The organism is Sphingomonas limnosediminicola (assembly GCF_039537965.1).
In the GTDB taxonomy this organism is placed as follows: Bacteria; Pseudomonadota; Alphaproteobacteria; order Sphingomonadales; family Sphingomonadaceae; genus Sphingomicrobium; species Sphingomicrobium limnosediminicola.
On the sequence record NZ_BAABBM010000001.1, the window covers coordinates 2,244,602 to 2,265,212 of the forward strand.

The 20,611-nt window shown below is 61.1% G+C and carries 27 protein-coding genes; 17 read left to right on the forward strand and 10 right to left on the reverse strand.

Going from position 1 to position 20,611, the window contains the following annotated elements; genetic code table 11:
• The gene (argH, locus tag ABD704_RS11385; RefSeq protein WP_344699803.1) at positions 1-1,398 is read left to right on the forward strand and encodes an argininosuccinate lyase; all 1,398 of its coding nucleotides are present in this window, start codon (positions 1-3) and stop codon (positions 1,396-1,398) included.
• On the opposite strand, the gene ABD704_RS11390 is transcribed toward argH, so the two are convergent.
• From ABD704_RS11390 to argC, 5 genes are all read right to left on the reverse strand, one after another.
• Entirely contained in the window at positions 1,387-2,619 is a 1,233-nt protein-coding gene (locus tag ABD704_RS11390) for an argininosuccinate synthase (protein ID WP_344699804.1), read from the reverse strand. The genes argH and ABD704_RS11390 overlap by 12 nt on opposite strands.
• Before the next feature lie 122 nt (positions 2,620-2,741).
• On the reverse strand, positions 2,742-3,578 hold the full coding sequence (locus ABD704_RS11395; protein WP_344699805.1) for an ornithine carbamoyltransferase: 837 nt from the start codon (positions 3,576-3,578) through the stop codon (positions 2,742-2,744).
• Positions 3,575-4,453, reverse strand: a complete 879-nt coding sequence (gene argB, locus ABD704_RS11400) for an acetylglutamate kinase (protein WP_344699806.1) — start codon at positions 4,451-4,453, stop codon at positions 3,575-3,577. Before argB ends, ABD704_RS11395 begins: the two co-directional genes overlap by 4 nt.
• Positions 4,450-5,610, reverse strand: a complete 1,161-nt coding sequence (gene argJ, locus ABD704_RS11405; RefSeq protein WP_344699807.1) for a bifunctional glutamate N-acetyltransferase/amino-acid acetyltransferase ArgJ — start codon at positions 5,608-5,610, stop codon at positions 4,450-4,452. Before argJ ends, argB begins: the two co-directional genes overlap by 4 nt.
• Positions 5,607-6,614 carry an N-acetyl-gamma-glutamyl-phosphate reductase gene (gene argC, locus ABD704_RS11410; RefSeq protein ID WP_344699808.1) on the reverse strand — a complete coding sequence of 336 codons (1,008 nt, stop codon included), beginning with the start codon at positions 6,612-6,614 and terminating at the stop codon, positions 5,607-5,609. The genes argJ and argC overlap by 4 nt, the downstream gene beginning before the upstream one ends.
• 58 nt (positions 6,615-6,672) lie before the next feature.
• On the opposite strand from argC, the gene argR reads away from it, so the two are divergent.
• The 5 genes from argR to ABD704_RS11435 all read left to right on the forward strand — a co-directional run bounded on the left by argR (position 6,673) and on the right by ABD704_RS11435 (position 10,580).
• Positions 6,673-7,140, forward strand: coding sequence for an arginine repressor (argR, locus tag ABD704_RS11415; protein ID WP_344699809.1), 468 nt, complete (start codon positions 6,673-6,675; stop codon positions 7,138-7,140).
• Positions 7,141-7,485: 345 nt separating this feature from the next.
• Positions 7,486-8,766: a site-specific DNA-methyltransferase gene (locus ABD704_RS11420; protein ID WP_344699810.1), complete on the forward strand. Its 1,281-nt coding sequence runs from the start codon at positions 7,486-7,488 to the stop codon at positions 8,764-8,766.
• On the forward strand, positions 8,763-9,296 hold the full coding sequence (locus tag ABD704_RS11425; RefSeq protein WP_344699811.1) for a DUF5681 domain-containing protein: 534 nt from the start codon (positions 8,763-8,765) through the stop codon (positions 9,294-9,296). Before ABD704_RS11420 ends, ABD704_RS11425 begins: the two co-directional genes overlap by 4 nt.
• Positions 9,289-9,858 carry a DUF5681 domain-containing protein gene (locus ABD704_RS11430; RefSeq protein WP_344699812.1) on the forward strand — a complete coding sequence of 190 codons (570 nt, stop codon included), beginning with the start codon at positions 9,289-9,291 and terminating at the stop codon, positions 9,856-9,858. Before ABD704_RS11425 ends, ABD704_RS11430 begins: the two co-directional genes overlap by 8 nt.
• Before the next feature lie 170 nt (positions 9,859-10,028).
• Positions 10,029-10,580, forward strand: coding sequence for a hypothetical protein (locus tag ABD704_RS11435; protein WP_344699813.1), 552 nt, complete (start codon positions 10,029-10,031; stop codon positions 10,578-10,580).
• An 85-nt stretch (positions 10,581-10,665) separates the two neighbouring features.
• On the opposite strand, the gene ABD704_RS14695 is transcribed toward ABD704_RS11435, so the two are convergent.
• Positions 10,666-10,890 carry a DUF1330 domain-containing protein gene (locus ABD704_RS14695; RefSeq protein ID WP_425565430.1) on the reverse strand — a complete coding sequence of 75 codons (225 nt, stop codon included), beginning with the start codon at positions 10,888-10,890 and terminating at the stop codon, positions 10,666-10,668.
• Positions 10,891-11,110: 220 nt separating this feature from the next.
• On the opposite strand from ABD704_RS14695, the gene ABD704_RS11440 reads away from it, so the two are divergent.
• From ABD704_RS11440 to ABD704_RS11460, 5 genes are all read left to right on the forward strand, one after another.
• Positions 11,111-11,317 carry a cold-shock protein gene (locus ABD704_RS11440; protein WP_344699814.1) on the forward strand — a complete coding sequence of 69 codons (207 nt, stop codon included), beginning with the start codon at positions 11,111-11,113 and terminating at the stop codon, positions 11,315-11,317.
• A 61-nt stretch (positions 11,318-11,378) separates the two neighbouring features.
• Complete coding sequence (locus ABD704_RS11445) at positions 11,379-11,576, forward strand: hypothetical protein (RefSeq protein WP_344699815.1); 198 nt, start codon at positions 11,379-11,381, stop codon at positions 11,574-11,576.
• Positions 11,577-11,911: 335 nt separating this feature from the next.
• Entirely contained in the window at positions 11,912-12,340 is a 429-nt protein-coding gene (locus tag ABD704_RS11450) for a DUF6481 family protein (RefSeq protein WP_344699816.1), read from the forward strand.
• A 155-nt stretch (positions 12,341-12,495) separates the two neighbouring features.
• Complete coding sequence (locus tag ABD704_RS11455) at positions 12,496-12,942, forward strand: pyridoxamine 5'-phosphate oxidase family protein (RefSeq protein WP_344699817.1); 447 nt, start codon at positions 12,496-12,498, stop codon at positions 12,940-12,942.
• 119 nt (positions 12,943-13,061) lie between these two features.
• Complete coding sequence (locus ABD704_RS11460; RefSeq protein WP_344699818.1) at positions 13,062-13,562, forward strand: c-type cytochrome; 501 nt, start codon at positions 13,062-13,064, stop codon at positions 13,560-13,562.
• 48 nt (positions 13,563-13,610) lie between these two features.
• Here the strand turns inward: ABD704_RS11460 and ABD704_RS11465 are convergent, their stop codons facing one another.
• A complete protein-coding gene (locus tag ABD704_RS11465; protein ID WP_344699819.1) occupies positions 13,611-13,928 on the reverse strand; it encodes a hypothetical protein in 318 nt (105 codons plus the stop codon).
• Between the two features lie 56 nt (positions 13,929-13,984).
• Complete coding sequence (locus tag ABD704_RS11470; RefSeq protein WP_344699820.1) at positions 13,985-14,578, reverse strand: tyrosine-type recombinase/integrase; 594 nt, start codon at positions 14,576-14,578, stop codon at positions 13,985-13,987.
• 116 nt (positions 14,579-14,694) lie between these two features.
• On the opposite strand from ABD704_RS11470, the gene ABD704_RS11475 reads away from it, so the two are divergent.
• The gene (locus tag ABD704_RS11475; protein WP_344699821.1) at positions 14,695-15,657 is read left to right on the forward strand and encodes an alpha/beta hydrolase; all 963 of its coding nucleotides are present in this window, start codon (positions 14,695-14,697) and stop codon (positions 15,655-15,657) included.
• Between the two features lie 169 nt (positions 15,658-15,826).
• On the opposite strand, the gene ABD704_RS11480 is transcribed toward ABD704_RS11475, so the two are convergent.
• Both ABD704_RS11480 and ABD704_RS11485 read right to left on the reverse strand, forming a co-directional pair.
• Positions 15,827-16,087, reverse strand: coding sequence for a hypothetical protein (locus tag ABD704_RS11480; RefSeq protein ID WP_344699822.1), 261 nt, complete (start codon positions 16,085-16,087; stop codon positions 15,827-15,829).
• 295 nt (positions 16,088-16,382) lie between these two features.
• Complete coding sequence (locus ABD704_RS11485) at positions 16,383-16,622, reverse strand: DUF6894 family protein (protein WP_344699823.1); 240 nt, start codon at positions 16,620-16,622, stop codon at positions 16,383-16,385.
• Positions 16,623-16,900: 278 nt separating this feature from the next.
• On the opposite strand from ABD704_RS11485, the gene ABD704_RS11490 reads away from it, so the two are divergent.
• From ABD704_RS11490 to ABD704_RS11510, 5 genes are all read left to right on the forward strand, one after another.
• Positions 16,901-17,497 carry a Crp/Fnr family transcriptional regulator gene (locus tag ABD704_RS11490; RefSeq protein WP_344699824.1) on the forward strand — a complete coding sequence of 199 codons (597 nt, stop codon included), beginning with the start codon at positions 16,901-16,903 and terminating at the stop codon, positions 17,495-17,497.
• A 396-nt stretch (positions 17,498-17,893) separates the two neighbouring features.
• The gene (locus ABD704_RS11495) at positions 17,894-18,679 is read left to right on the forward strand and encodes an acyl-CoA thioesterase (RefSeq protein ID WP_344699825.1); all 786 of its coding nucleotides are present in this window, start codon (positions 17,894-17,896) and stop codon (positions 18,677-18,679) included.
• Between the two features lie 711 nt (positions 18,680-19,390).
• On the forward strand, positions 19,391-19,564 hold the full coding sequence (locus tag ABD704_RS11500) for a DUF465 domain-containing protein (RefSeq protein ID WP_344699826.1): 174 nt from the start codon (positions 19,391-19,393) through the stop codon (positions 19,562-19,564).
• 2 nt (positions 19,565-19,566) lie between these two features.
• Complete coding sequence (locus tag ABD704_RS11505; protein WP_344699827.1) at positions 19,567-20,280, forward strand: Bax inhibitor-1/YccA family protein; 714 nt, start codon at positions 19,567-19,569, stop codon at positions 20,278-20,280.
• A 2-nt stretch (positions 20,281-20,282) separates the two neighbouring features.
• Positions 20,283-20,546 (forward strand): TFIIB-type zinc ribbon-containing protein, encoded by a 264-nt coding sequence (locus tag ABD704_RS11510; protein ID WP_344699828.1) that lies wholly within the window; start codon positions 20,283-20,285, stop codon positions 20,544-20,546.
• The last annotated feature ends 65 nt before the right edge of the window (positions 20,547-20,611 follow it).

Consider the following 20,611-nt stretch of genomic DNA (forward strand, 5'->3'; position numbering starts at 1 on the left):
ATGTCGGACAAGCCTGATACGCAACGGACCTGGGGTGGCCGTTTCGGCACGAAGCCGGACGAACTGATGACTCGCATCAACGCGTCGATCGGCTTCGACAAACGCCTGTGGCGCGAGGACATCGCGGCATCCAAGGCGCATGCGGCGATGCTCCGCGACCAGGGCGTCCTAAGCGAGGCCGACGCGGCAGCCATCCTTGAGGGCCTTGACCAGGTCGCATCCGAATATGAGCGCGACGGCGTACCCGAGCGAGTGGAACTTGAAGATATCCACATGACCGTCGAGAACCGCCTCGGCGAACTGATTGGCCCTGCGGCTGGTCGGCTGCACACGGCGCGGTCGCGCAACGACCAGGTGGCGACGGACTTCCGCTTGTGGGTGCGCAATGCGTGCGACGAAGCGGTCGACGCAATCCGCGGGCTGCAGCGGGCGCTGGTCGAACGGGCCGAGGAACATGCCGAAGCGGCGATGCCGGGCTTCACCCATCTGCAGGTCGCGCAGCCGGTAACGCTGGGCCACCACCTGATGGCCTATTTCGAGATGCTGCGACGGGACGTGTCGCGCCTCGCCGACGCGCGAGCACGGATGAACGAGAGCCCGCTTGGCGCAGCGGCGCTGGCGGGAACGGGATTTCCGATCGATCGCCATGCCACCGCTGACGCGCTCGGCTTCGAGCGGCCGACGGCGAATAGCCTCGACAGCGTTTCCGACCGCGACTTCGCGCTCGATTACCTATCGGCCGCTGCGCAATGCTCGCTGCATCTGTCGCGGCTCGCAGAGGAGTTGATCATCTGGGCAAGCGCGCCGTTCGGCTTCGTGAAGCTCTCCGATCAATTTTCTACCGGTTCGTCGATCATGCCGCAAAAGCGCAACCCAGATGCGGCGGAGCTGGTGCGCGGGCATAGCGGGCGGATCATCGGCGCGTTCACCTCGCTGATGGTGACGATGAAGGGCCTGCCGCTCGCTTACTCGAAGGACATGCAGGACGACAAAGAGCCGGTGTTCGAGGCCTGCGACCTGCTGATGCTGTCGTTGCAGGCGCTCGCGGGAATGGTCGAAACCGTCGAGTTCGTGCCGGAGCGGATACGGGCGGCTGCGGCGCAAGGCTTCTCCACCGCGACCGACCTCGCCGACTGGCTAGTGCGCGAAGCCGACGTGCCGTTCCGCGAAGCGCATCACATCACCGGAAGCGCGGTGAAGTCCGCGGAGGAACGCGGCTGCGATCTCGCCGACTTGTCGCTCGATATCCTTCAGCAGATCGACGGCCGCATCGACCAGCGCGTGTTCGACGTGCTCAGCGTCGACGCCTCGGTGCGCAGCCGCACGAGCTATGGCGGCACAGCGCCCGTTCGCGTCCGCGAGCAGATTGCCGCGGCGAAGGAAGAGCTAGGGCTCTAGCTTCCGGCGCCGCTGCGCGATGGTGCGCAGGCGCAGCGCGTTGAGCTTGATGAAGCCCGCCGCGTCGCGCTGGTCGTAGCTTCCGCTGCCTTCCTCGAACGTCACCAGATCCTGGTCGTAGAGCGAATGATCGCTTGTCCGCCCGATCACCGTCGCGTTGCCCTTGTAGAGCTTCAGTGTGACGCGGCCGCTGACATGCTCCTGGCTCTTGTCGATCGCTGCCTGCAGCATCTCCCGCTCCGGCGCGAACCAGAAGCCGTTATAGATGAGGCTTGCGTAGCGCGGCATCAGCTCGTCCTTGAGGTGCATCGCGCCGCCGTCGAGCGTGATGCTCTCGATGCCGCGGTGCGCCGCCAGCAGGATCGTGCCGCCGGGCGTCTCGTAAACGCCGCGCGACTTCATACCGACGAAGCGGTTCTCGACCAGGTCGAGACGGCCGATGCCATTGTCGTGACCGAGCTGGTTCAGCGTCGCGAGGAGCAAGGCTGGCGACAGCTTCTCGCCGTCGATCGCGACCGGATCGCCCTTCTCGAAATCGATGGTGATGAGGGTCGGCTTGTCCGGCGCGTCCTCGGGCGAGATCGTGCGCTGGTGCACATATTCCGGCGCTTCCGCGCTCGGGTCTTCGAGCACCTTGCCCTCGGACGACGAGTGAAGCAGGTTCGCGTCGATCGAAAAGGGCGCTTCGCCGCGCTTATCCTTGGCGATCGGTATCTGATATTTCTCGGCGAAGTCGAGCAAGGCCTCGCGGCTTGCGAAGTCCCATTCACGCCACGGCGCGATCACCTTGATGTCCGGCTCCAGCGCATAATAGCCGAGCTCGAAGCGGACCTGGTCGTTGCCCTTGCCGGTGGCGCCGTGGCAGACGGCGTCGGCGCCGACCCGCCGTGCAATCTCGATCTGGCGCTTGGCGATCAGCGGGCGCGCAATCGAGGTGCCGAGCAGGTAATCGCCCTCGTATTGCGTGTTGGCGCGGAACATCGGAAAGACGAAGTCGCGGACGAATTCCTCGCGCAAATCCTCGATGAAGATGTTCGCGGGCTTCACGCCGAGCATCTCCGCCTTGCGCCGCGCCGGCTCGACCTCCTCGCCCTGGCCGAGATCGGCCGTGAACGTGACGACCTCCGCGTCATATTCGGTCTGCAGCCACTTCAGGATAATCGACGTGTCGAGCCCGCCGGAATAAGCGAGCACCACCTTCAGTTTCTTGTTCTCTGTCATCGTTCCGTTCTTAAAGTCACTATTGTCACGGAGAGCGGCGCAAAACCCGTCACTTTAGGCTCACGGGAAGGCCGCCCTGTTCGACACGTCAAAGAGCCGCTGTCAGCGTGGCAGGCGAACTCCTATTTATCCAGAAGCCAGAGCATCGCGCCGCGCGCCGTGTGCATGCGGTTCTCTGCCTGCTTCCACACGCCTGATCGCGGCCCGTCGATCACTGGCGCCGTCACTTCCTCGCCGCGGCGCGCCGGGAGGCAGTGCAGGAACCAGGCGTCCTTTGCACGCGCCATCAGCGCCTCGTCGACCTGATAGGGTTCGAACGCAGCCCGGCGCTCGTCGCTGTCTTCGTCGCCCATCGAGACCCATACGTCGGTGTAGATGATATCCGCGCCTTCGACGGCTTCAGCCGGATCGAGGACCGCGCCTTCGAGGCCATGTCCGGGCGGACTGGCGATGACGAACTCAGCGCCGGCAAGTACGCAGGCCTCGGCAAGCGAGCGCGACACATTATTGCCTTCGCCAATGAAGGCGACGCGAGCGCCTTCGATACGGCCGAGAAGCTGCTTGATGGTCAGCAGATCGGCAAGCGCCTGAAGCGGGTGGTCGGTGGCCGAAAGCATGTTGAGCACCGGCGCCGCGTTCACCGCCGCCATCTGCTCCAGCAGCGAATGGTCGAATACCCGCGCCGCGATGATCGAATGATAGCAGGCGAGCGTCCGCGTCACGTCTGCGACGCTTTCACGCATTCCGATCCCCAGCTCGTTCGGCTGCAGGTAGACGGGATGGCCGCCAAGCTGCGCAGCCGCCAGTTCCATCGAATTGCGCGTGCGCGCGCTCGGCTTTTCGAAATAGAGCGCCACACCCTTGCCGGTGAGCGGCTGTGGCGCCGGTTTTTCCGACAGCCCAAGGATCGCTTGCAAATCGGCTGCCGTCAGGTCGCGGATCGAGAGGAGATGCCTCACCAGCTCTTCTCCTTGCGGACCATCGTTCCGACACCATGATCGGTGAGCAGCTCGATAAGCAGCGAATGATGCACGCGCCCGTCGATGATGTGCGCGAAATTGACACCCTGGTCGACCGCATCGGCGCAGGCCTTGAGCTTCGGGATCATCCCTTTGCCTACCGAAGCGGATTTCAATCGTTCGCGAAGCTCGGCGGAGGTCAGGCGCGGAATGAGCGTGCGCTCATCATTGGCCTCTTCGAGCAGGCCCGGAACCGCGGTCAGATAGACGATCTTTTCGGCATGCATCGCGACGGCGATCGCGCGTGCCGCCTCGTCTGCATTGACGTTGTACGGCTGCCCGCTCGCGTCCGCGCCGACCGTGGAGATCACCGGGGTCAGGCCGTCGTCCAGCAGGCGATGAATTAGCTCCGCGCGCACGTCGGTGACGTTGCCAACGAAGCCGAATGCGGAGTCAGCCGGCGTGACGGTCAGCAGCCCTGCGTCCTCGCCGGACACCCCGACGGCGACCGGTTCGCTCCCCGCCTGGCTGTTGATCGTCGCGACTAGGTCGCGGTTGATCTTTCCGACCAGAACCATGCGGACGATCTCGAGCGTCTCCGCATCGGTGACGCGGAGGCCATCGCGGAACTCCGGCTCCTTGCCGACGCGCCGAAGCATCGCGTCTACCTGCGGCCCGCCGCCGTGGACGAGTACGCAGCGTACGCCGACGCTGCGTAGCAACAGCACGTCCTGCGCAAGCGCGAGGTCGGATTCGCGATCGATCGCCGCGCCGCCTAATTTCACCACAACGGACTTGCCGGCGAACTCGCGGATGTATGGCAAAGCCTCGACGAGGACGGTCGCGATTTCGGAAGGAAGCAGGACGATCTTCATGACGTCTTGCTGTTTTCTTTGATGTATCCGGGGCCGAGGTCGATCCCGATCATCCGCGCCGATGCCTTGCCGGCGCCGAGGTGGACTTCGATGTCGACCTCGTCACCCATCATGTGCTGGGCAAGCGCAATGCCGTCATGCTCAATGCCGGCACCGCCCCTCGCGACGGTGATGCCGCCGTAGGCAACACGCGATTTGGCAACATCCATGTCGACACCCGCCGAGCCGGCAGCGGCCATGAGGCGGCCCCAATAAGGGTCGCCGCCGTACCAGCTGCATTTGACGAGATTGTTCTCGACGATGTTCTTGGCCGCAATCCGGGCCTCATTGTCGTTCGCAGCGCCGGTGACGGTTAGCCGCGCGATCCGCGTCATGCCTTCGGCGTCGCGCGCCATCTGCATCGTGAGGTCGCTGCATGCGGCAAGGACGGCGTTCACGAACTCGTCCGCGTTGGCTTTCCCGCGCTTTCCCGACGCCAATAGCATCGCGGTGTCGTTGGTCGATGTCGCGCCGTCGACGTTGAGCGTGTTGAACGTCGCATCGGACGCGGCCTTCAGCGCCTTCTGCATCAGCTCGAGCGGGACCTCGGCGTCGGTGGTCAGGAAAGCGAGCATCGTCGCCATGTTCGGTGCGATCATTCCGCAGCCCTTGGCCATGCCGCCAAGCGTGAAGGTCGAACCCTTGATCACCACCGTCTTGGGCGTGTGATCGGTAGTCAGGATGCCGCGCGCCGCATCGTCCGCGCCATCGACCGAGAGCTTCTTCGCAAGACGCGGCGTCGCGTGCAGGATCGGCTCCATCGGCAATGGCGTGCCGATGATGCCGGTCGAGCAAACCAGCACGTGCGAGTTGGCGACCTGCAGCGCTTCGCCCGTTGCCGCCGCCATCAGTTGCGCGTCCTTGTAGCCGGGCTTGCCGGTGCCGGCGTTCGCATTGCCGGAGTTGATGATGATCGCCGCGGCCTTGCCGCCATTCGCTCGCAGCGTCGCGCGATCGAGCTCGACCGGCGGCGCAGCGAACTTGTTCTGCGTGAAGACGGCCGCGCAGGGAACCGGCTCGTGGTCCTCGGTCGCGATCATCGCCATGTCGAAGCGGCGCTTCTTGATGCCGGCATGACAGCCCGACGCGACGAAGCCTTCGGCCGCGGTAACGCTCATGGATAAACTCCGATGGTGGTCAGCCCGGCGCTCTCGTCGATGCCGAGCATGAGATTGGCGCACTGGATCATCTGCCCGGCTGCGCCCTTGCCGAGATTGTCGATCGCCGAGATAACGAGCAGGCGGCCCGTCCGCTCGTCGTAACGCGCGGTAAGCTGCACGCCGTTCGATCCGCTGACCCACTTGGTTGCGGGCGGTGCGTCGGTGACATGCACGAAGGGCTCATCCGCATAGGCATTGGACAACGCCTGCAGCGGGTCACAGGGACCAACCGCCGTTGCGTAGCAGGTCGCGAGAATGCCCCGCGTCATCGGCACCAGGTGCGGAGTGAAGAGCACCGTCGCGCCCAACGCCATTTCCATTTCAGCGGTGTGACGATGGTTGAGCAATCCGTAGGCTGAGAAGCTGCCGTCGACCGTGCTGAACCCGGTCGCTTCCTTGGCCTCGCGGCCGGCGCCGCTGACGCCCGAAGCGGCATTGACGATGATGCTTGTCGGATCGACCAGGTCGGCATCCAGGAGCGGTTTCATCGGGAGGATCGCGGCGGTGGCGTAGCAGCCAGCGGCCGCGACAGCCTTCGCGCTCCGGATCGCATCCCGGTTCAGTTCGGGGATGCCGTAGACGAAGCTGCCGAGAAGGGCGGGGGCCTCGTGCGCGTGACCGTACCAGCGCTCGTAGGTGGCGGAGTCGTCGAGGCGGAAATCCGCGCCGAGATCGACGAAGGGAATGTCCTTCTTCAAGATTGTCGCGGCGAGGCGCTGGCTGTGGCCGTGCGGAAGCGCGGCGAAGACGAGATCGACGTCCTCGAGCGCGGCTTCTTCGAACCGTTCGATCGCGGCGCCAGGAAGAGCTCCAGCAAGATGCGGGTGGACCTTGCCAACCGGCTGGCCTGCCTTGCTGTCGCCGAACAGCCGCGTCGCGCGCAACTCGGGGTGCGCAGCGATGAGCCGCAGCAGCTCGCCGCCGACATAGCCTGAGGCTCCAAGGATGGCCGTTCGAATCATGAGGGGCGGCCCTATCGTCGCATTTGCATAAATATGCAAGTTAATGCATATTCATGCGATGGCAGATTTGAAGGAACGACGACAAAGAGCGATCGCGGCGCTGATCCGTTCCGACGCGCTTGCGAGCCAGGAGGAATTGGCCGACCGGCTCGCCGCGCAGGGTTTTGCCGTCACCCAGGCAACCATCTCACGCGACCTCGACCAACTCGGCGCGGTCAAGGTCAGGCGCGGCGGCCAGCTCGGCTATTCGCTTCCGAGCGAAATGCGGAGCGACGCAGGGCCGCAACTAGCGTCCGTGTTCCGCGACTGGGTCCGCTCGGTCCAACCTGCCGCGACCATGGTGGTGATCAAGACGCCGCCGGGATCGGCTCATCTGGTCGGCGTGGTCCTCGACCGCGGCGAAGAGCCGGAAGTAGTCGGCACGATTTGCGGCGACGACACGATCTTCATCGCATGCCGGTCGGAAAAGAAGGCGGAAAAGCTGGCGCGGAAGCTGAGCGAACTGCTGTCGCCCGGCCTGCAATAAGCAGAGTGGTGCGCGACCCAGTCACTCGATAACCGGTCTCTTCCGAGAAACAGGGAATTTTTCGCAAATCGGCCTTCAAAACAGGACCTAGCAGCCCTCGCCGGATCGCGACGATCGCAAGATCCGCTGTTTTCCGCCGTTGGTAGTGCGCCGAGGCCACGTTCCCTGTTACTTGCCAAAACAGGGTTCTAATTCGCCAAAACAGGCGGTTTGATAAGCGCATCAGGGCCCTCGATGCAGCAGAACAGGGGTAGAACAGACAGCCCCAAATCGTCCCCACAATCCACAGCTTTGCAGCCTCGGGTCATAGACTTAGCGGAAGGTTGCCAGTATGTTCCGCCGCACATGAGCCAGAGCATCGCGAGGGACAACCCCTATGTGCGCCAGCTGGCGGTCGAGTATCGGCCGACCAGCGCGCTTAAGCCGGATCTGCGGAACGCGCGGACCCATCCCAAACGCCAGATCCAGCAGCTCGTTGAGTCGATCAGGCAGTTCGGTTTCACCAACCCAGTCCTTGTTGATGAAGCAGGGACGTTGATCGCGGGTCATGGTCGCCTTCGAGCTGCAAAAGAGCTGGGGCTGGAGACAGTACCGGTGATCCTTCTCGATGACCTCAGTGATGCTCAGAAGAAGGCGCTGCGGCTTGCGGACAACAAGATCGCGCTCAATGCCGGCTGGGATCTCGAGATCCTCAAACTGGAGCTCGGCGACCTCAGCAGCCTGGACGTTGATTTCGACTTGGCGCTGACAGGCTTTTCGTCCGGTGAAATTGATGTTGTGCTGAAAGCCGCAAACGATCCGGACGACGAGATAATTCCGGCAGTACCTTCCGAACCCCGCACGCAGCTGGGTGACATCTGGGTCCTTGGTGAGCATCGTTTAGGCTGCGGTGACGGGCGCGACGTCGAATTCCTGCGAAATGTGGTGGGCGAGGGAGCTGCAATCGACGCTGCATTCATGGACCCGCCATACAACGTGAAAATCAACGGCCACGCTAATGCTGCGGGCAGACACCGCGAGTTCGCGATGGCGTCGGGCGAGATGAGCACGTCGGAATTTCGAAACTTCCTTTTCGACACGCTCGGCGCCGCGGCCAAAGTCTCACGCGATGGCGCTGTCCATTTCGTGTGCATGGACTGGCGGCACATGGATGAGCTCAGCACGGCTGCTGCAGAGATTTACGGCGAACTCCTGAATGTTTGCGTGTGGAACAAGAGCAATGCCGGCATGGGTTCGCTTTATCGATCGAAGCACGAGCTAGTCTTCGTCTATCGCGTGGGCCCGGCGCCGCACTTCAATGCCGTTGAACTCGGCAAGCATGGACGAAACCGCACCAACGTCTGGGACTATGCTTCGGTCAATTCGATGGCGGGGAGCCGGCGAGAAGACCTGGCGCTTCATCCGACGGTGAAACCGGTAGGACTGGTAGCGGATGCGTTGCAGGACGTGACCAGGCGCGGCGATCTCGTCTTCGATATGTTCAGTGGGTCGGGAACAACGCTCATCGCAGCCGAGCGCACCGGCCGCAGTTTTCGGGGTTGCGATATCGATCCCGCCTATGTGGATGTCGCCGTGGATCGCTGGGTCCAGCTCACCGGCGGCAGCCCCAAACTGGAGCGCGCATGACGGGCCGGTGGGCCAAAGGCCAGACTGGCAATCCTGCTGGACGGCCGAAGAAACGTCGCCCGCATGTCTCGGCCTTCGACATCATCTTCGACAAGAGCCTCACTTTCACACAGAATGGCGTGGAGCGCGAGTTGACCGTCGCTGAGGTCCTTGAGCTGAAGACGTACCAGGCGGCGCTCAAGGGCAGCAAAATGGCCGTACGGGCCATCCTGAAAATGATCGAGAAGCGAGAGCTTGCTCTCGCCGAACGTGCGCCGCCGCCAGCCCACAAGCCCTACAGCTTTCGCTGGGAGGAGGACCCCCGCAACGCGGATGAAGCCATGCTGCTCCTTGGCATCGCGGTACCGGATCCCAAGTGGATTGAGGAGCCCAGGGACACCGCCCGCATTAAGCTCGCAACTTGGGCTACCCAGACGGCCCTCAGTCGACCGGGACGCCGGCATCTGGAGAAGGCGCAGATCGACGAAGTCAATCGCTGCACGCTCGATCCTGATCGATTGAAGTGGCCGAGGAATCGTCGTCATGACTGAGCAGTCGAGTACGGTGGAGGAAGTCGGCTATCGCAAGCCGCCGACTAAAACACGCTTCAAGAAGGGGCAGAGCGGTAATCCAAAGGGACGCCCGATGAGGACGCGCAAGGACATCCCATACGATCATCTGCTCGGGCAAATCGTTGTCGTTCGCGAGGATGGGCGAGAGCGCCGTGTGACGGCAGCGGAAGCATTTTTGCTCCACATCACGAAGCGCGGAATGGAAGGCGACAGCGCCAGCGCTCGTGCGTCGCTTAGTGCGATCGAGGACGCTCGCTCAAGGCGACATGCATGCGATCTCCCGGATATTACCATCGTCTGGAGGTCAGTGAGTCCCGGCAGCGTCGGTTGCGCGCTTGATGCGCTTGGCATGGCGCATAAGCTGAACAGGCATTCTGAGAATGCGAAGTACCAGTTACAGCCGTGGATTGTGCAGCTCGCCCTATCAAGGCTGGGCGACCGGCGACTGTCGATCGCCGAGCAGAATACGGTCGTCGAAGCAACGCGAACTCCGCATAAAGTGGATTGGCCGGATTGGTGGGAAGTGCACCCGAGTAGCTAGCCTGCTCGTCTCGGGACATCGTCAAGGCGCAGGTTCACCCACGATGCCAGTGGCAACTTTCGACCCATTCCTGCCACTAGCTTTTGACCCATGCCTTACGTTTGAAGGATCCTCGTAGATCGCAGGCGGGATGCATTGACGAGGCTGCTAAGCATAATAGCTTCGCTCACATGGCCAATGCGAAACGGAAAAGGTGGATGCAGTTACTTGCAGCGATTGTCAGCGTCGACCTTGGCGTCGTTGCAGCTCTCGCCATGGGACCACTTAAGTCCACTTACCTCGCGTGGGATCGAGGCAAAACGGGCATGCCCAGAGTGCTGAACGAGACAGGGATTGCAACAAGCGATCTTCCCGCCCTGGTTGGTGCGCTCTCTCGCGGGACTGCGCCAGTGAGATGGGCAGCATTGATGTTCAATACACCTGACCGTCCGTCTGATGACGATACGTTGGCTCTTCAGGTCTCTTCAGAGAGTGGAAAGGTGGGATTTGACTGGGTTCTCCTGGCTCCCAGAAACATTGAGGACCAAGAGAAATTCAAAGCCTTCGCCCGCTCTCAAGGGCTCGTTGCCGCGACGAAGTCAGAGAACGGAGTTTCTTATCTCCGCGTCGAGTGTCCGGATGCGGCCAAATTCGCCAAGAGCGTAGCCACGGAGATGTATCACCTCCCCGCGAGCGAGCCGCTCGCGCTTATCCACCAAGGGTTCGACTGGCCGCAAAGATAACTTCCGCCAATGGCGGCCTTCCACCCAAACTTGCCGCGGCGGGTTCCGACCCATTCCGGCCATTGAAGGCGACAGTCTCAAGTCATTACGGGTCTCGGCGGTGCGGCTTCCAACCTTCCACGACGAAAATTCTACTCGTCGCAGTCCGGTGCCGAATCTCTCCGGCGGCAAGCGCCTCGGGCGACGTCTCGAATGTCTCCGCCGCTTCAAAACTCGGAAACTCAATGTTTACGATGCGACCAATTGGCGGAGCTCCCTCGACCGATTTCGGAATGAGGTTCTGAAATGTCGGCATACTGGCCCTCCTCATTGTGAGGGCCGCTTAGCAGATAAATGGTGGGCTCGCTTGCAACTGTCCGCTTTCCACGAAATGCCGTCACCTTGTGATCCGGAGCTAGGTGCACTAGGTGCTAATTCGCTACTAGTCGCAATCAGACGGTTCTCGATGCTTTGCGGCTCCTTTTCCTTCTTCTCGCCTCTCCTAGCCACTGGAGGGCCGATGAGCGGTCCACCGCAGAAGGAAACATCAAATGATCACTGGAATCGTCAAATTCTTCGACAGCAATAAGGGCTATGGTTTCATTCAGCCGGAGGACGGAAGCACCGATGCGTTCGTCCACATCAGCGCGGTGGAAGCCGCCGGAATGGGCACCTTGGATCCCGATCAGCGCATCAGCTACGAGCTTGAGAATGACAAGCGCGGCCGTGCGAGCGCCGTGAACCTGCAGGCCGCCTAATTGAGGGACATCCCGCCTCGCGTTCTTGCGAGGCGGGCTACTCCAAGAGAAGGATCCTCAGATGTCTACATTAGAGTTTTACAACGCGCGCGCCGCGGAGTGCCGGGCCCAAGCGCATGGCAGTCCGCTCCTCAACGTGCGCGATCGGTGCCTATCCGCTGCCTCGGCGTGGGACAGCATGGCCGAGCGAGTGCGCAGGACGCAGACCTATCGGGTCGAAGATGCGGCGCGCAAAGCAGCTGAAGGGCGGCGCGCCTAATGACGAGGGCAATGCAACTCGCAATGAGCGAAATCGAAGCATCTGACCTGTGTGCCAAACAAAAGGTCGGTATCTCCACGATCGAAGCACTGCCCGGGGGAGGCGTTCGACTGGTCTGCAATAGTTCGACTGGCGCAGAGATCGTCCGGAAGAAGGCCAGGTCCAAAATCATGCGGGTTGAAGGGGTGAGAGAAAAGCATCGCCCGACCACTCCGCTCTGGTGAGTTAATCCGCAGCGGCACGACCCCGGTTGATGTCGCCATGCTGGCCTCGGTCGGCGGCAGTGCGCTGCTTAGCAAACTGGTGCCTGAGACGCGGGGGCTTCTCGGCTTGTCGTGAGCGATCGCGAAGCCATTTCGCACAAGAGTTCTTATGGGCTGGATATCGCGACGCCCCACACCTTCAAGGAATACGACATGGCCTCGTTCAAAGACCCCTCCTTTCAGGATCGCGTCGCGTCGGCCGCGATAGCCAAGCAAAAGGCTCTGGACCAATTGAGGGCGAAGCCTCCGGTCGACGAGGTCTTGATGGCGCGACGACGACAAGAACATGAAGTGCGACAGCAAGCTCTGTCGGTCGAGAGGACTGCCAGATCCCAAGCCAATGCTGCGGCGAAAGCCGAGAAAGCATCTCTAAAAGCGGCTGAAATAGCGGCAACGGAGGCCGCCGCTGCTAAGAAGGCAGCTCGATTGAAGCCTGCAAGCCCGGAAGAGATGAAGGCAGCGCGAGATGCGCGATATGCTGCGAGGAAGGCACGAAAGTAGCGAGGAACGACTTACCTGCCGGCAAGGCGCTATGTTGGCTTTCCATCGATTGCGGACATTCCGGTGCGACCGCATGAAGGCGGAGAAGGGGCTGGTTGTTGCTCGCGAAACCTTTGTCGTGCGATGCGCTTCTAAAGTCGTGCGAGGACGATCTTATGGAACAGCCCGCGATTGAGATTCTATCCAGTCACAGGATCATGACTGTCGCCACTATCCGGCCGGATGGATGGCCCCAGGCGACGATCGTCGGCTATGCCAGCGAGGGTTGGTCGCTGTACTTTCTCATCTATCGGGACAGCCAGAAGTTCGAGAACATCCAGCGGGACAACCGAGTTGCGATCACGGTGGGTAACGAGCCATCTGAGCTGAAGAAGATAAAAGCGGTTTTTGCTGGTTGCGAGGTCTTCGAGATCACCAATCTGGCCGAAAAGGCTCATGCGTGGGAATTGCTGGCTCAAAGACACCCAAACCTGACTGACTTGGCGCCTCCACTGGAGAGTGAAGTCGCGACGATGGTTGCCAGATGCAAACATGTGTCCTTTCTCGACTACAGTCAGGGGCTGGGCCACACTGAATCGATCACGGTGCCCGGACCATTCTAATCGAGCGCCGCTGCGACGCTGCGGGCGACCCGCGCACATTGTCCGCTTTCGACCCAAAACAGACATTCCGCTCCAAATATTGTAGATGCAGGCATCGCCCTTCCTGAGGAGGGTCCGACATGAAACTCGCGCCTTGGACTGCGTTGGCTCTTGCTCTTGCCGCGACGGGTGGCGCTTGGTGCCAGTCGATGGGCGGAATGATGGGGCAGCCTGGCATGATGGGCCATGGCATGATGACTGGCTCCATGATGCGGCACCATCAGGCAATGATGAATGGCATCCCAGAGCCATACCGTTCGGCCCAGAATCCGCTCCCGACCTCCGCAGCGACCCTTCAACGCGGCGCTCAGGTGTATGCGCAGAACTGCGCCGCTTGCCATGGACCTAAGGGTTACGGGGATGGTCCTGCGGGGCAGCAGCTCTCGCCACGACCAGCCGACCTAGCGTGGCTTGCCCACTCTCACATGGTAGGCGACCAATATATCGATTGGACTGTTTCGGAAGGTGGCAAGCCGGTCGGCTCGGCCATGCCCGCTTTCAAGGGCATCCTATCACAGCGGGATATTTGGGCCGTCACGTCCTATGTGCGCCAAGGGCTGAGTAACCGCCCTCACTACTGAGCCGCCCTAATGGCAGCTTTCCACCCATTCCTGCCGCTAGGTGCCCGTTCACGCTTCACCGTCACCAGGCCGAGGCGGAGGTGGCCCGGTGCGATCGGAAAAGAAGTTGTCGCGTTCCTCGTAGGACACTTCCCAGCCTAGCTCGCGAAGCTTCTCGGCGATCAGGTCTGCGGCCATGCGTTTGGGATCTGGCGCATCTAGGCCCGAGCGCCGGCGACCCTCCTTCTTTGGCTTCGCATGACCCGGTTCTTCACCCCACGCCCATTTGGGAAGCATGCGCAGCCAGCCTGCGATCACGATGGCGAGCTGCTGTCCTTCGATCGTGAATCGGCGCGGCATTGGCGCGAGATACGCCCGCAAGAACATTTCAGGAACATCATCTTTCGGACTGTCCCCGATTTCCACATCCGGCCGGGGATCATCTAGAGCTCAAGTGCCTCGGAAAGTGCGAGCGCATCGTCCAGCTCCACGCCAAGGTATCTTACCGTGCTCTCCAGCTTCGTGTGACCAAGCAGCAGCTGGCAGGCCCGGAGGTTGCCGGTCTTTCGATAGAGGAGCGAGACCTTGGTCCGCCTGAGGCTGTGCGTGCCGTACTCAGCCGTTTCCAGTCCAATCAGCGCTACCCAGCTCTTCACCAGCCGGAAGTACTGGCGCGTCGAAAGGTGATCGTCCTGGTGCATTCGGCTCGGGAAGATCCAGCCGTCAGCACTATCACGTCTGACCTTCAGCCACTCCGATAGCGATCGGCGAGTCTGCTCGGTTATCTCGAACTGCACGGGTCGGCCCGTCTTCTGCTGGATGACCACAGCGCGCCGCCGCAGCGAGCCGGCCGCTGAGATGTCGGCGAGGCGCAAGGCCACCACGTCGCAGCCCCTCAGCTTGCTATCCAGGGCAATGTCGAACAGCGCCAGATCGCGCAGCCGTCCCTCGATTTGTAGGCGCACGCGGATCGCCCAGACATGCATCGGGCGTAGTGGCAGCTTCGCTCCCACGATCACTTGAGCAGGATGGTTCATGGGTCGCTCCTAGCTAGGAGCTTTGATCAACGGCCTAGCGGCAGGATTGGGTGGAAAGCGGACATTCGATCCGTCATGAACTAAGGTGTATGAACTAAGGCGGGGGATCGGCCTTCATGCGCAAGGTGCTTCTGGGACTGGCATCTGTTGCATCGCTCATTTTCGCGGCATTTACGCTTTCGCCATGGCCCAGCGTTTACGCCATCCGCCTGATTTTTGACAAAGGCGCTGCGAACGCCTCGGCAAAGCTTGAGAAGCACGTCCCCGCATCGGTGACCGCGTCGACTTATCAATATGACCCGTCCAGCAGCGATGCACTCCTGGACGTTTACCGCCCGGCCAAATCCATCGCGGGTGCCCCCACTGTCGTCTGGATTCACGGCGGTGGCTTCGTGTCCGGCCGGCGTAGCGACCTGACGAATTACGCGAAGATCCTCGCCGGACAGGGGTTCAACGTCGTCAACATCGATTACACGATCGCTCCCGAAGCACACTATCCGACCCCGATCCGACAGGTGAACCAGGCACTCGCATTTCTCACCCGCAATGGTGGGAAGCTTGGCGTCGATTCAAATCGGCTGGTGCTGGCTGGCGATAGCGCCGGGGCTCAAATTGCCGCGCAAAGCGCTGCCGTCGTTACGGATGCCGATTACGCTCGTCGCGTCGGGGTGTCAGCGGGGGCACGACCGTCGCAAATCATAGGGGCATTGCTCTTCTGCGGTGTCTTTGACGTTACTCGGACGGGCAGCGGCTGGTTCATGAAGACGACAACCTGGGCATACAGCGGAAAACGAAATTGGCGCGATGCGCCAGGGTTCGAGACAATCTCCGTGGCTTCGAATGTTTCGCGGAATTTCCCGCCGAGCTTCATCAGCGCCGGTAATGCCGACCCACTAGCCTCCCAGTCTCTGGCAATGGCCGATGCACTGAAGGCAAAGGGCGTTAGCGTGGACACGCTTTTTTACCCTGCCGACTACAAGCCACCGCTCGGGCACGAATATCAATTCGATCTCGACACGGCGGCCGGTCGGCTAGCTCTTGAACGTTCGACGCGATGGCTGCGCGCTCTGGTGCGCTAATGGCAGGAATGGGTCGAAAGCTGCCGCGGCGGGAACGGATGGGAAGCGGGCACTACTCCGTGCTGACCTTGAGAACGTTCAGCAGCGATTGGATCGGCGGCTGGCGGGACGCTGATGTCCGCTTCAAACCGGAAAGGAGATGTGAGCCCGGCGCTAAGCCGGGCTCATCTCACGCTGCGTCCTTCGCTTGGAATGTAACATACCAGTCGCCGACGGTACCTTCGACGCGGCCTGCCGGATCGACAGTGAGTTCATAGTGCGCGCCAGTCACGCGATTGGACCCGCGCAGGAGCGTCTTCCCGTCGCGTTCGATTGTCTGCGAATAGCGGCCGACGATATTGGAATAGTTGTCGCTTGCAGGCTGGACCGATCCGTCCTGCGTCACGGGGGCGAATCCCAGCGCGACGGCTACAATGGTTGTCATCATCATGTGCAATCTCCCTTTTCGACAGCGGCAGTGCTGCGCGGGAGTAACTTCAAGAAGCGTGCCAGACTGAAAAATGTCGTAGAGTCAGTGTCTTCCTATTCATATGCAGATAACGCCAGGGTTTGCAGTGCTATATCTTAGCAATACACACCAACCCTCAGACCATTATGCGGGCAGGCGCGTGCGACGACTTGAATATCGGCGCTCTCATAGAGTCAGCTTTGGGTTGAAAGCTGCCATTGGCGTGCGTGGCAAACTGGTTCCTGCGAGTTGATTGTGCGGGGTCGGCCCCACGGAGCTACCGGCTGACCCGCACAGCGTCTTCAAAGGCGACCGAACAAACCGTGGCGCCCGTTTCGTCGAGTACGTCAACCCGCTGAGCCAGGTTGATGAACCCCTCTAATGCGTCGTGGCTGACGATGCCGCGTGCTTGTAGCAGTGCTGTGGCCTTCGCAGCTTCGATGTCGTCAAGCTCCAGCCCCTCGCCGTCGATCAGCGTGTCCTCGCCGTCCCTCAGATGGAAAAAGTACAGCGGCATGAACTCCGGCCCGTCGGTCGCCTTCGAGGAGTCCTGATCTTAACGTCAGTCAGCTACAATAAGTATAACCTCGTATCAATTCGTCGTAGCCTTCCGTGGTAAGAAAGCTGCGTGCAACTTGCCGGAATTTCGCCTTTGTGACCGACCCGATGACAGACAGAAGACTATCGTCATTCGTTCGCCGGCTACGCTTTCATGGCGGTCTGAGCCACGAAAACGCTGAGGCTGTCCAGGCACTTCCTTGGCGTGTGGCTGAGCGCCCGAAGCTCTCCTATGTCGTGCGCGAAGGCGACAGGCCAGACGAAGTTTCGGTGTTGCTCGCAGGGTTTGCTCAGCGACAAAAGCATACGAGCGAGGGAACGCGCCAGATCATGGCGTTCAGCCTTCCGGGGGACCCGCTCGATTTCGAATGCCTATTTCTCGACGAAGCCGACTTCAGTGTGCAGATGGCGGTAACTGGCATGATCGCGTGCGTCCGTACCGAGGCGATCAAGTCATTGCTGCATGATCGGCGCGAACTGGGCCAGGCGATCGAGCGAACGCTGCTCGCGGATGCGTCGGTTGCCCGCGAATGGGTTGTCAATGTCGGTCGACGGGATGCCCGGCGTCGGGTCGCGCATCTCCTCTGCGAGCTATTGGTTCGAGCGAAGGCTCAACACATAGAGACGAGTGTATTTGAGTTGCCATTTACGCAAGAGCAATTGGCCGATGCCACTGGACTCACGCCTATCCACATCAATCGCGTCTTGAGACAGCTGACCACCGACGGGGCCATTCGCCGCTCTGGCCGTATGATCACGGTTCCTGACTGGGAGTGTCTTAGGGAGATCGCGGACTTTGACGAGCGCTTTCTCCACATGAAGAGAGCGTCCTGATCCCCGTCACGAATAGACGCGATTTGTCATTGCCCTTAGACGTGCTTCCTCATCTGCCAGCAGTCTCCGAAAAGTAGCCGGCTCGGCATCGTCAGTGCAGCTTTCCAGCTTCTGCCTGAACCGTCTGATGTTCTCTTCTGCGATGAACCGTTCCATTCGGCATCCCCGCCCTCAGGAGAGAACGCTCGCAGCCCAGGTACGCGGCTCGATACCTACTCTCCGCGACCGCATACTCAATCTATGTTGGTCTATTTCGCACGTTAAATGCGAGGTCGCTACCCCGCGCAAGTGGTTGTCGCGGGGCACCTTGGATCGAAAGCTGTCATAAGTGGATCAGCCGCCGACTGTGATACAGGTCGCTCTCACAACGGCGCCGTCATTTGTTCTGAGGATGTCATGTCGCAGCTCGAGCAATCCCTAACCATGGAAACGTTGGGCGATGCGCGAGTTGCTGTTGCCGACCCCAAATATGAGGCGAACACCGGGATGTTCGGCGGATGGACTGCGGCACTGTTGCTCAGGGCCGTCCTGGATCATCCCGAAAGCACAGGCAGCGCTTCCGCGCTCACAGTGAATTTCGTTGCTCGCGTGATTCCCGGAGAAGATCTGCTCGTCAGACCCTCCAAGCTTGGTGAGAGCAATTCGCTATCGCACTGGCGGGTAAATCTTCATCGCCGCCAAGGGGACGATCTCCTTGCAACCGCCTCGGCCATATTGGCGGTGCGTCGGCCTTCGCAAAGCGCAATGGATTATCGCGCTCCTGTCGCCCGCCAACCCGACGAACTGCCGGCATCCAATCCGCCCGGAGCCTTCGGCCACCGGACCGAAACGCGGGTTGTATACGGGCTGCCGCCTTTTAGCCGTCCGGACCTGCGGTCACTTGCTTGGGTGCGCGAAAGTTCCGGGAGGCACATCGACGCAGTCCAGCTCGCCTATCTGTCAGACGTCTACGCGCCCCGTGTGTTTCACGTCAGCGAAGGGCCTCGTCCTTCGTCAACGCTCACAATGTCGACCTATTTCCTTGCCGCACCCGAAGAACTCGCAGCAGTCGGCGACGACTACGTCCTCAGCGAAGCGGAGGGCACCCGCATCGAGCACTCTCTGGTCGGTTCTCGATCACGCCTCTGGAGCAGGCAGGGCAACCTTCTCGCGACGACTGAGCAACTCTGCTGGTTCAGGTAGCTGCCGGGAGCCGACGGTAGAGTCCGGAATGGGTCGAAAGTTGCCGCGGCAGGCTTGGGTGGAAAAGAACATTCGCCTCGGCCTTCGTGCGGGCTATGCATCATTGATGACCAGGTCTCTGCCGTTGAACGTGCGTTTACCCTCGCGCGATCGGGACAGTGCCGCAGTGTTGCAGCCATCATCCGGCTCTTGTCAGAGGACGATCGAATGGCTGTCGAGGAACACCTGAGGAAGCCAGCTGAGACGCGAACTAATTTTGGTTTGCAGCGATGCTTGGCTTGCAGCCGGATAGCACCGGCGCGCTATCAACAATGTGTCGAAACCTGCCACGCCAAGTTTGGGCGCTTGGCGGACATCCCGCTGCCCTGTGTCCAGCTTTGGCCGCTAGCGGATCGTCTGCTTGTGGCAGGTTTCGACCCAAAACTGACTCTAGGAACGCCGGTTGCTTGGAAGCTGGCGCATATCGCGATGGGCGACGGAGCCCGGTTCGCGAAGGGCACCGTCTGACACGTTGCACTTGAAACCTTTGCTGCCGTTCCTAGTTTTGGAGGTGCGAACCGGGCCCCTCTGGCGCGCCTGAGCCTTCGGCGAAGGTGCGTGATGTCGGATCGCATCGGATGATCCGACGATCTTGGCCCGGCTTCGCGCCACACCAGAACACGCGGATCCTCCGATCAAACACATGAAGTTTGACAAGAGGAGTATGACCAAATGCACCCGCGCATTTTCCGCTTGCTCGAAGCGCACCAGCGGATCGACCAAGCGCTGCGGACAGAACTGAAGCGCCGACTGCCGGACACCTTTGAGGTGAGTCGGCTCAAGAAGCTGAAACTGCGCCTTAAGGATAGACTTTACCGGCTCACCCCTAACCTTGGGAGAGCCTAGCCATGGACCGTTATTATCCTGGTCGACACGGCGCTGGCGCAGGCGCCGCAACCTATGATGCGGGACTTCGCCGCTACATGCTCCGCATCTACAATTATATGGCGGCCGGGCTCACGATTAGCGGTGCGGTCGCATTCGCCGTTGCGAGCACGCCAGCGCTTGCGGAGGCAATCTTCGGAACGCCGCTGAAGTGGGTGGCGATCTTTGCGCCTCTGGGCTTCGTGTTCTTCTTGAGCGTCAGAATGGAGCGGATGTCGGCAGTAAGCTTGCGCACCGCATTCTACGGCTTCGCCGCTGTCATGGGTGTATCGCTCGCCGCCCTCTTCCTGACTTTCACCGGCCAAAGCATCGCAATGGCTTTCTTTGCAGCCGGGGCCATGTTCCTCGGGATGAGCCTGTGGGGCTATACCACCTCGGCGGACCTCACGCGCTTTTCATCGTTCCTGATGATGGGCTTGATTGGCGTCGTTCTTGCCAGCATCGCGAACCTATTCCTGGCATCGACGATCCTGCAGCTCGTCGTCGCAATTGTCGGCGTGCTCGTGTTCACCGGCCTCACGGCCTGGGATACGCAGCGCGCGAAAAGCGACTATGTCCAGTTCGCAGGGACGCCGCAGGCCGAGAAGCTCGCCATCTGGAGCGCGCTATCGCTCTACCTGAACCTGATCAACCTCATTCAGCTTATGCTGACCTTCCTCGGTCAGCGGAGGGACTGACGATGCGCGAGAGAAATGATGGAATGATTTGTCCGATCGACGGCGCAGGACTGGTCATGTCCGAGCGGCAGGGCATCGAGATCGACTATTGCCCGTCCTGCCGAGGCGTCTGGCTAGATCGCGGCGAACTCGACAAGATTGTCAATCGTTCTTCCCGGGAAACGGGTCCGGAAAGGCCTTCAGCGCCCTGGCCGGACCGGAGTTTCGATCGGAACGACTTCCGCCAAAAGCGCCGCAAGTCGTTCTTGGAGGAGTTGTTCGACTAAACTTTTGAGGGCGGTGCGCGCCTTCCGCGCGCCGCCCCGTTTTCGGCCTTGGAACGCAGTCACCT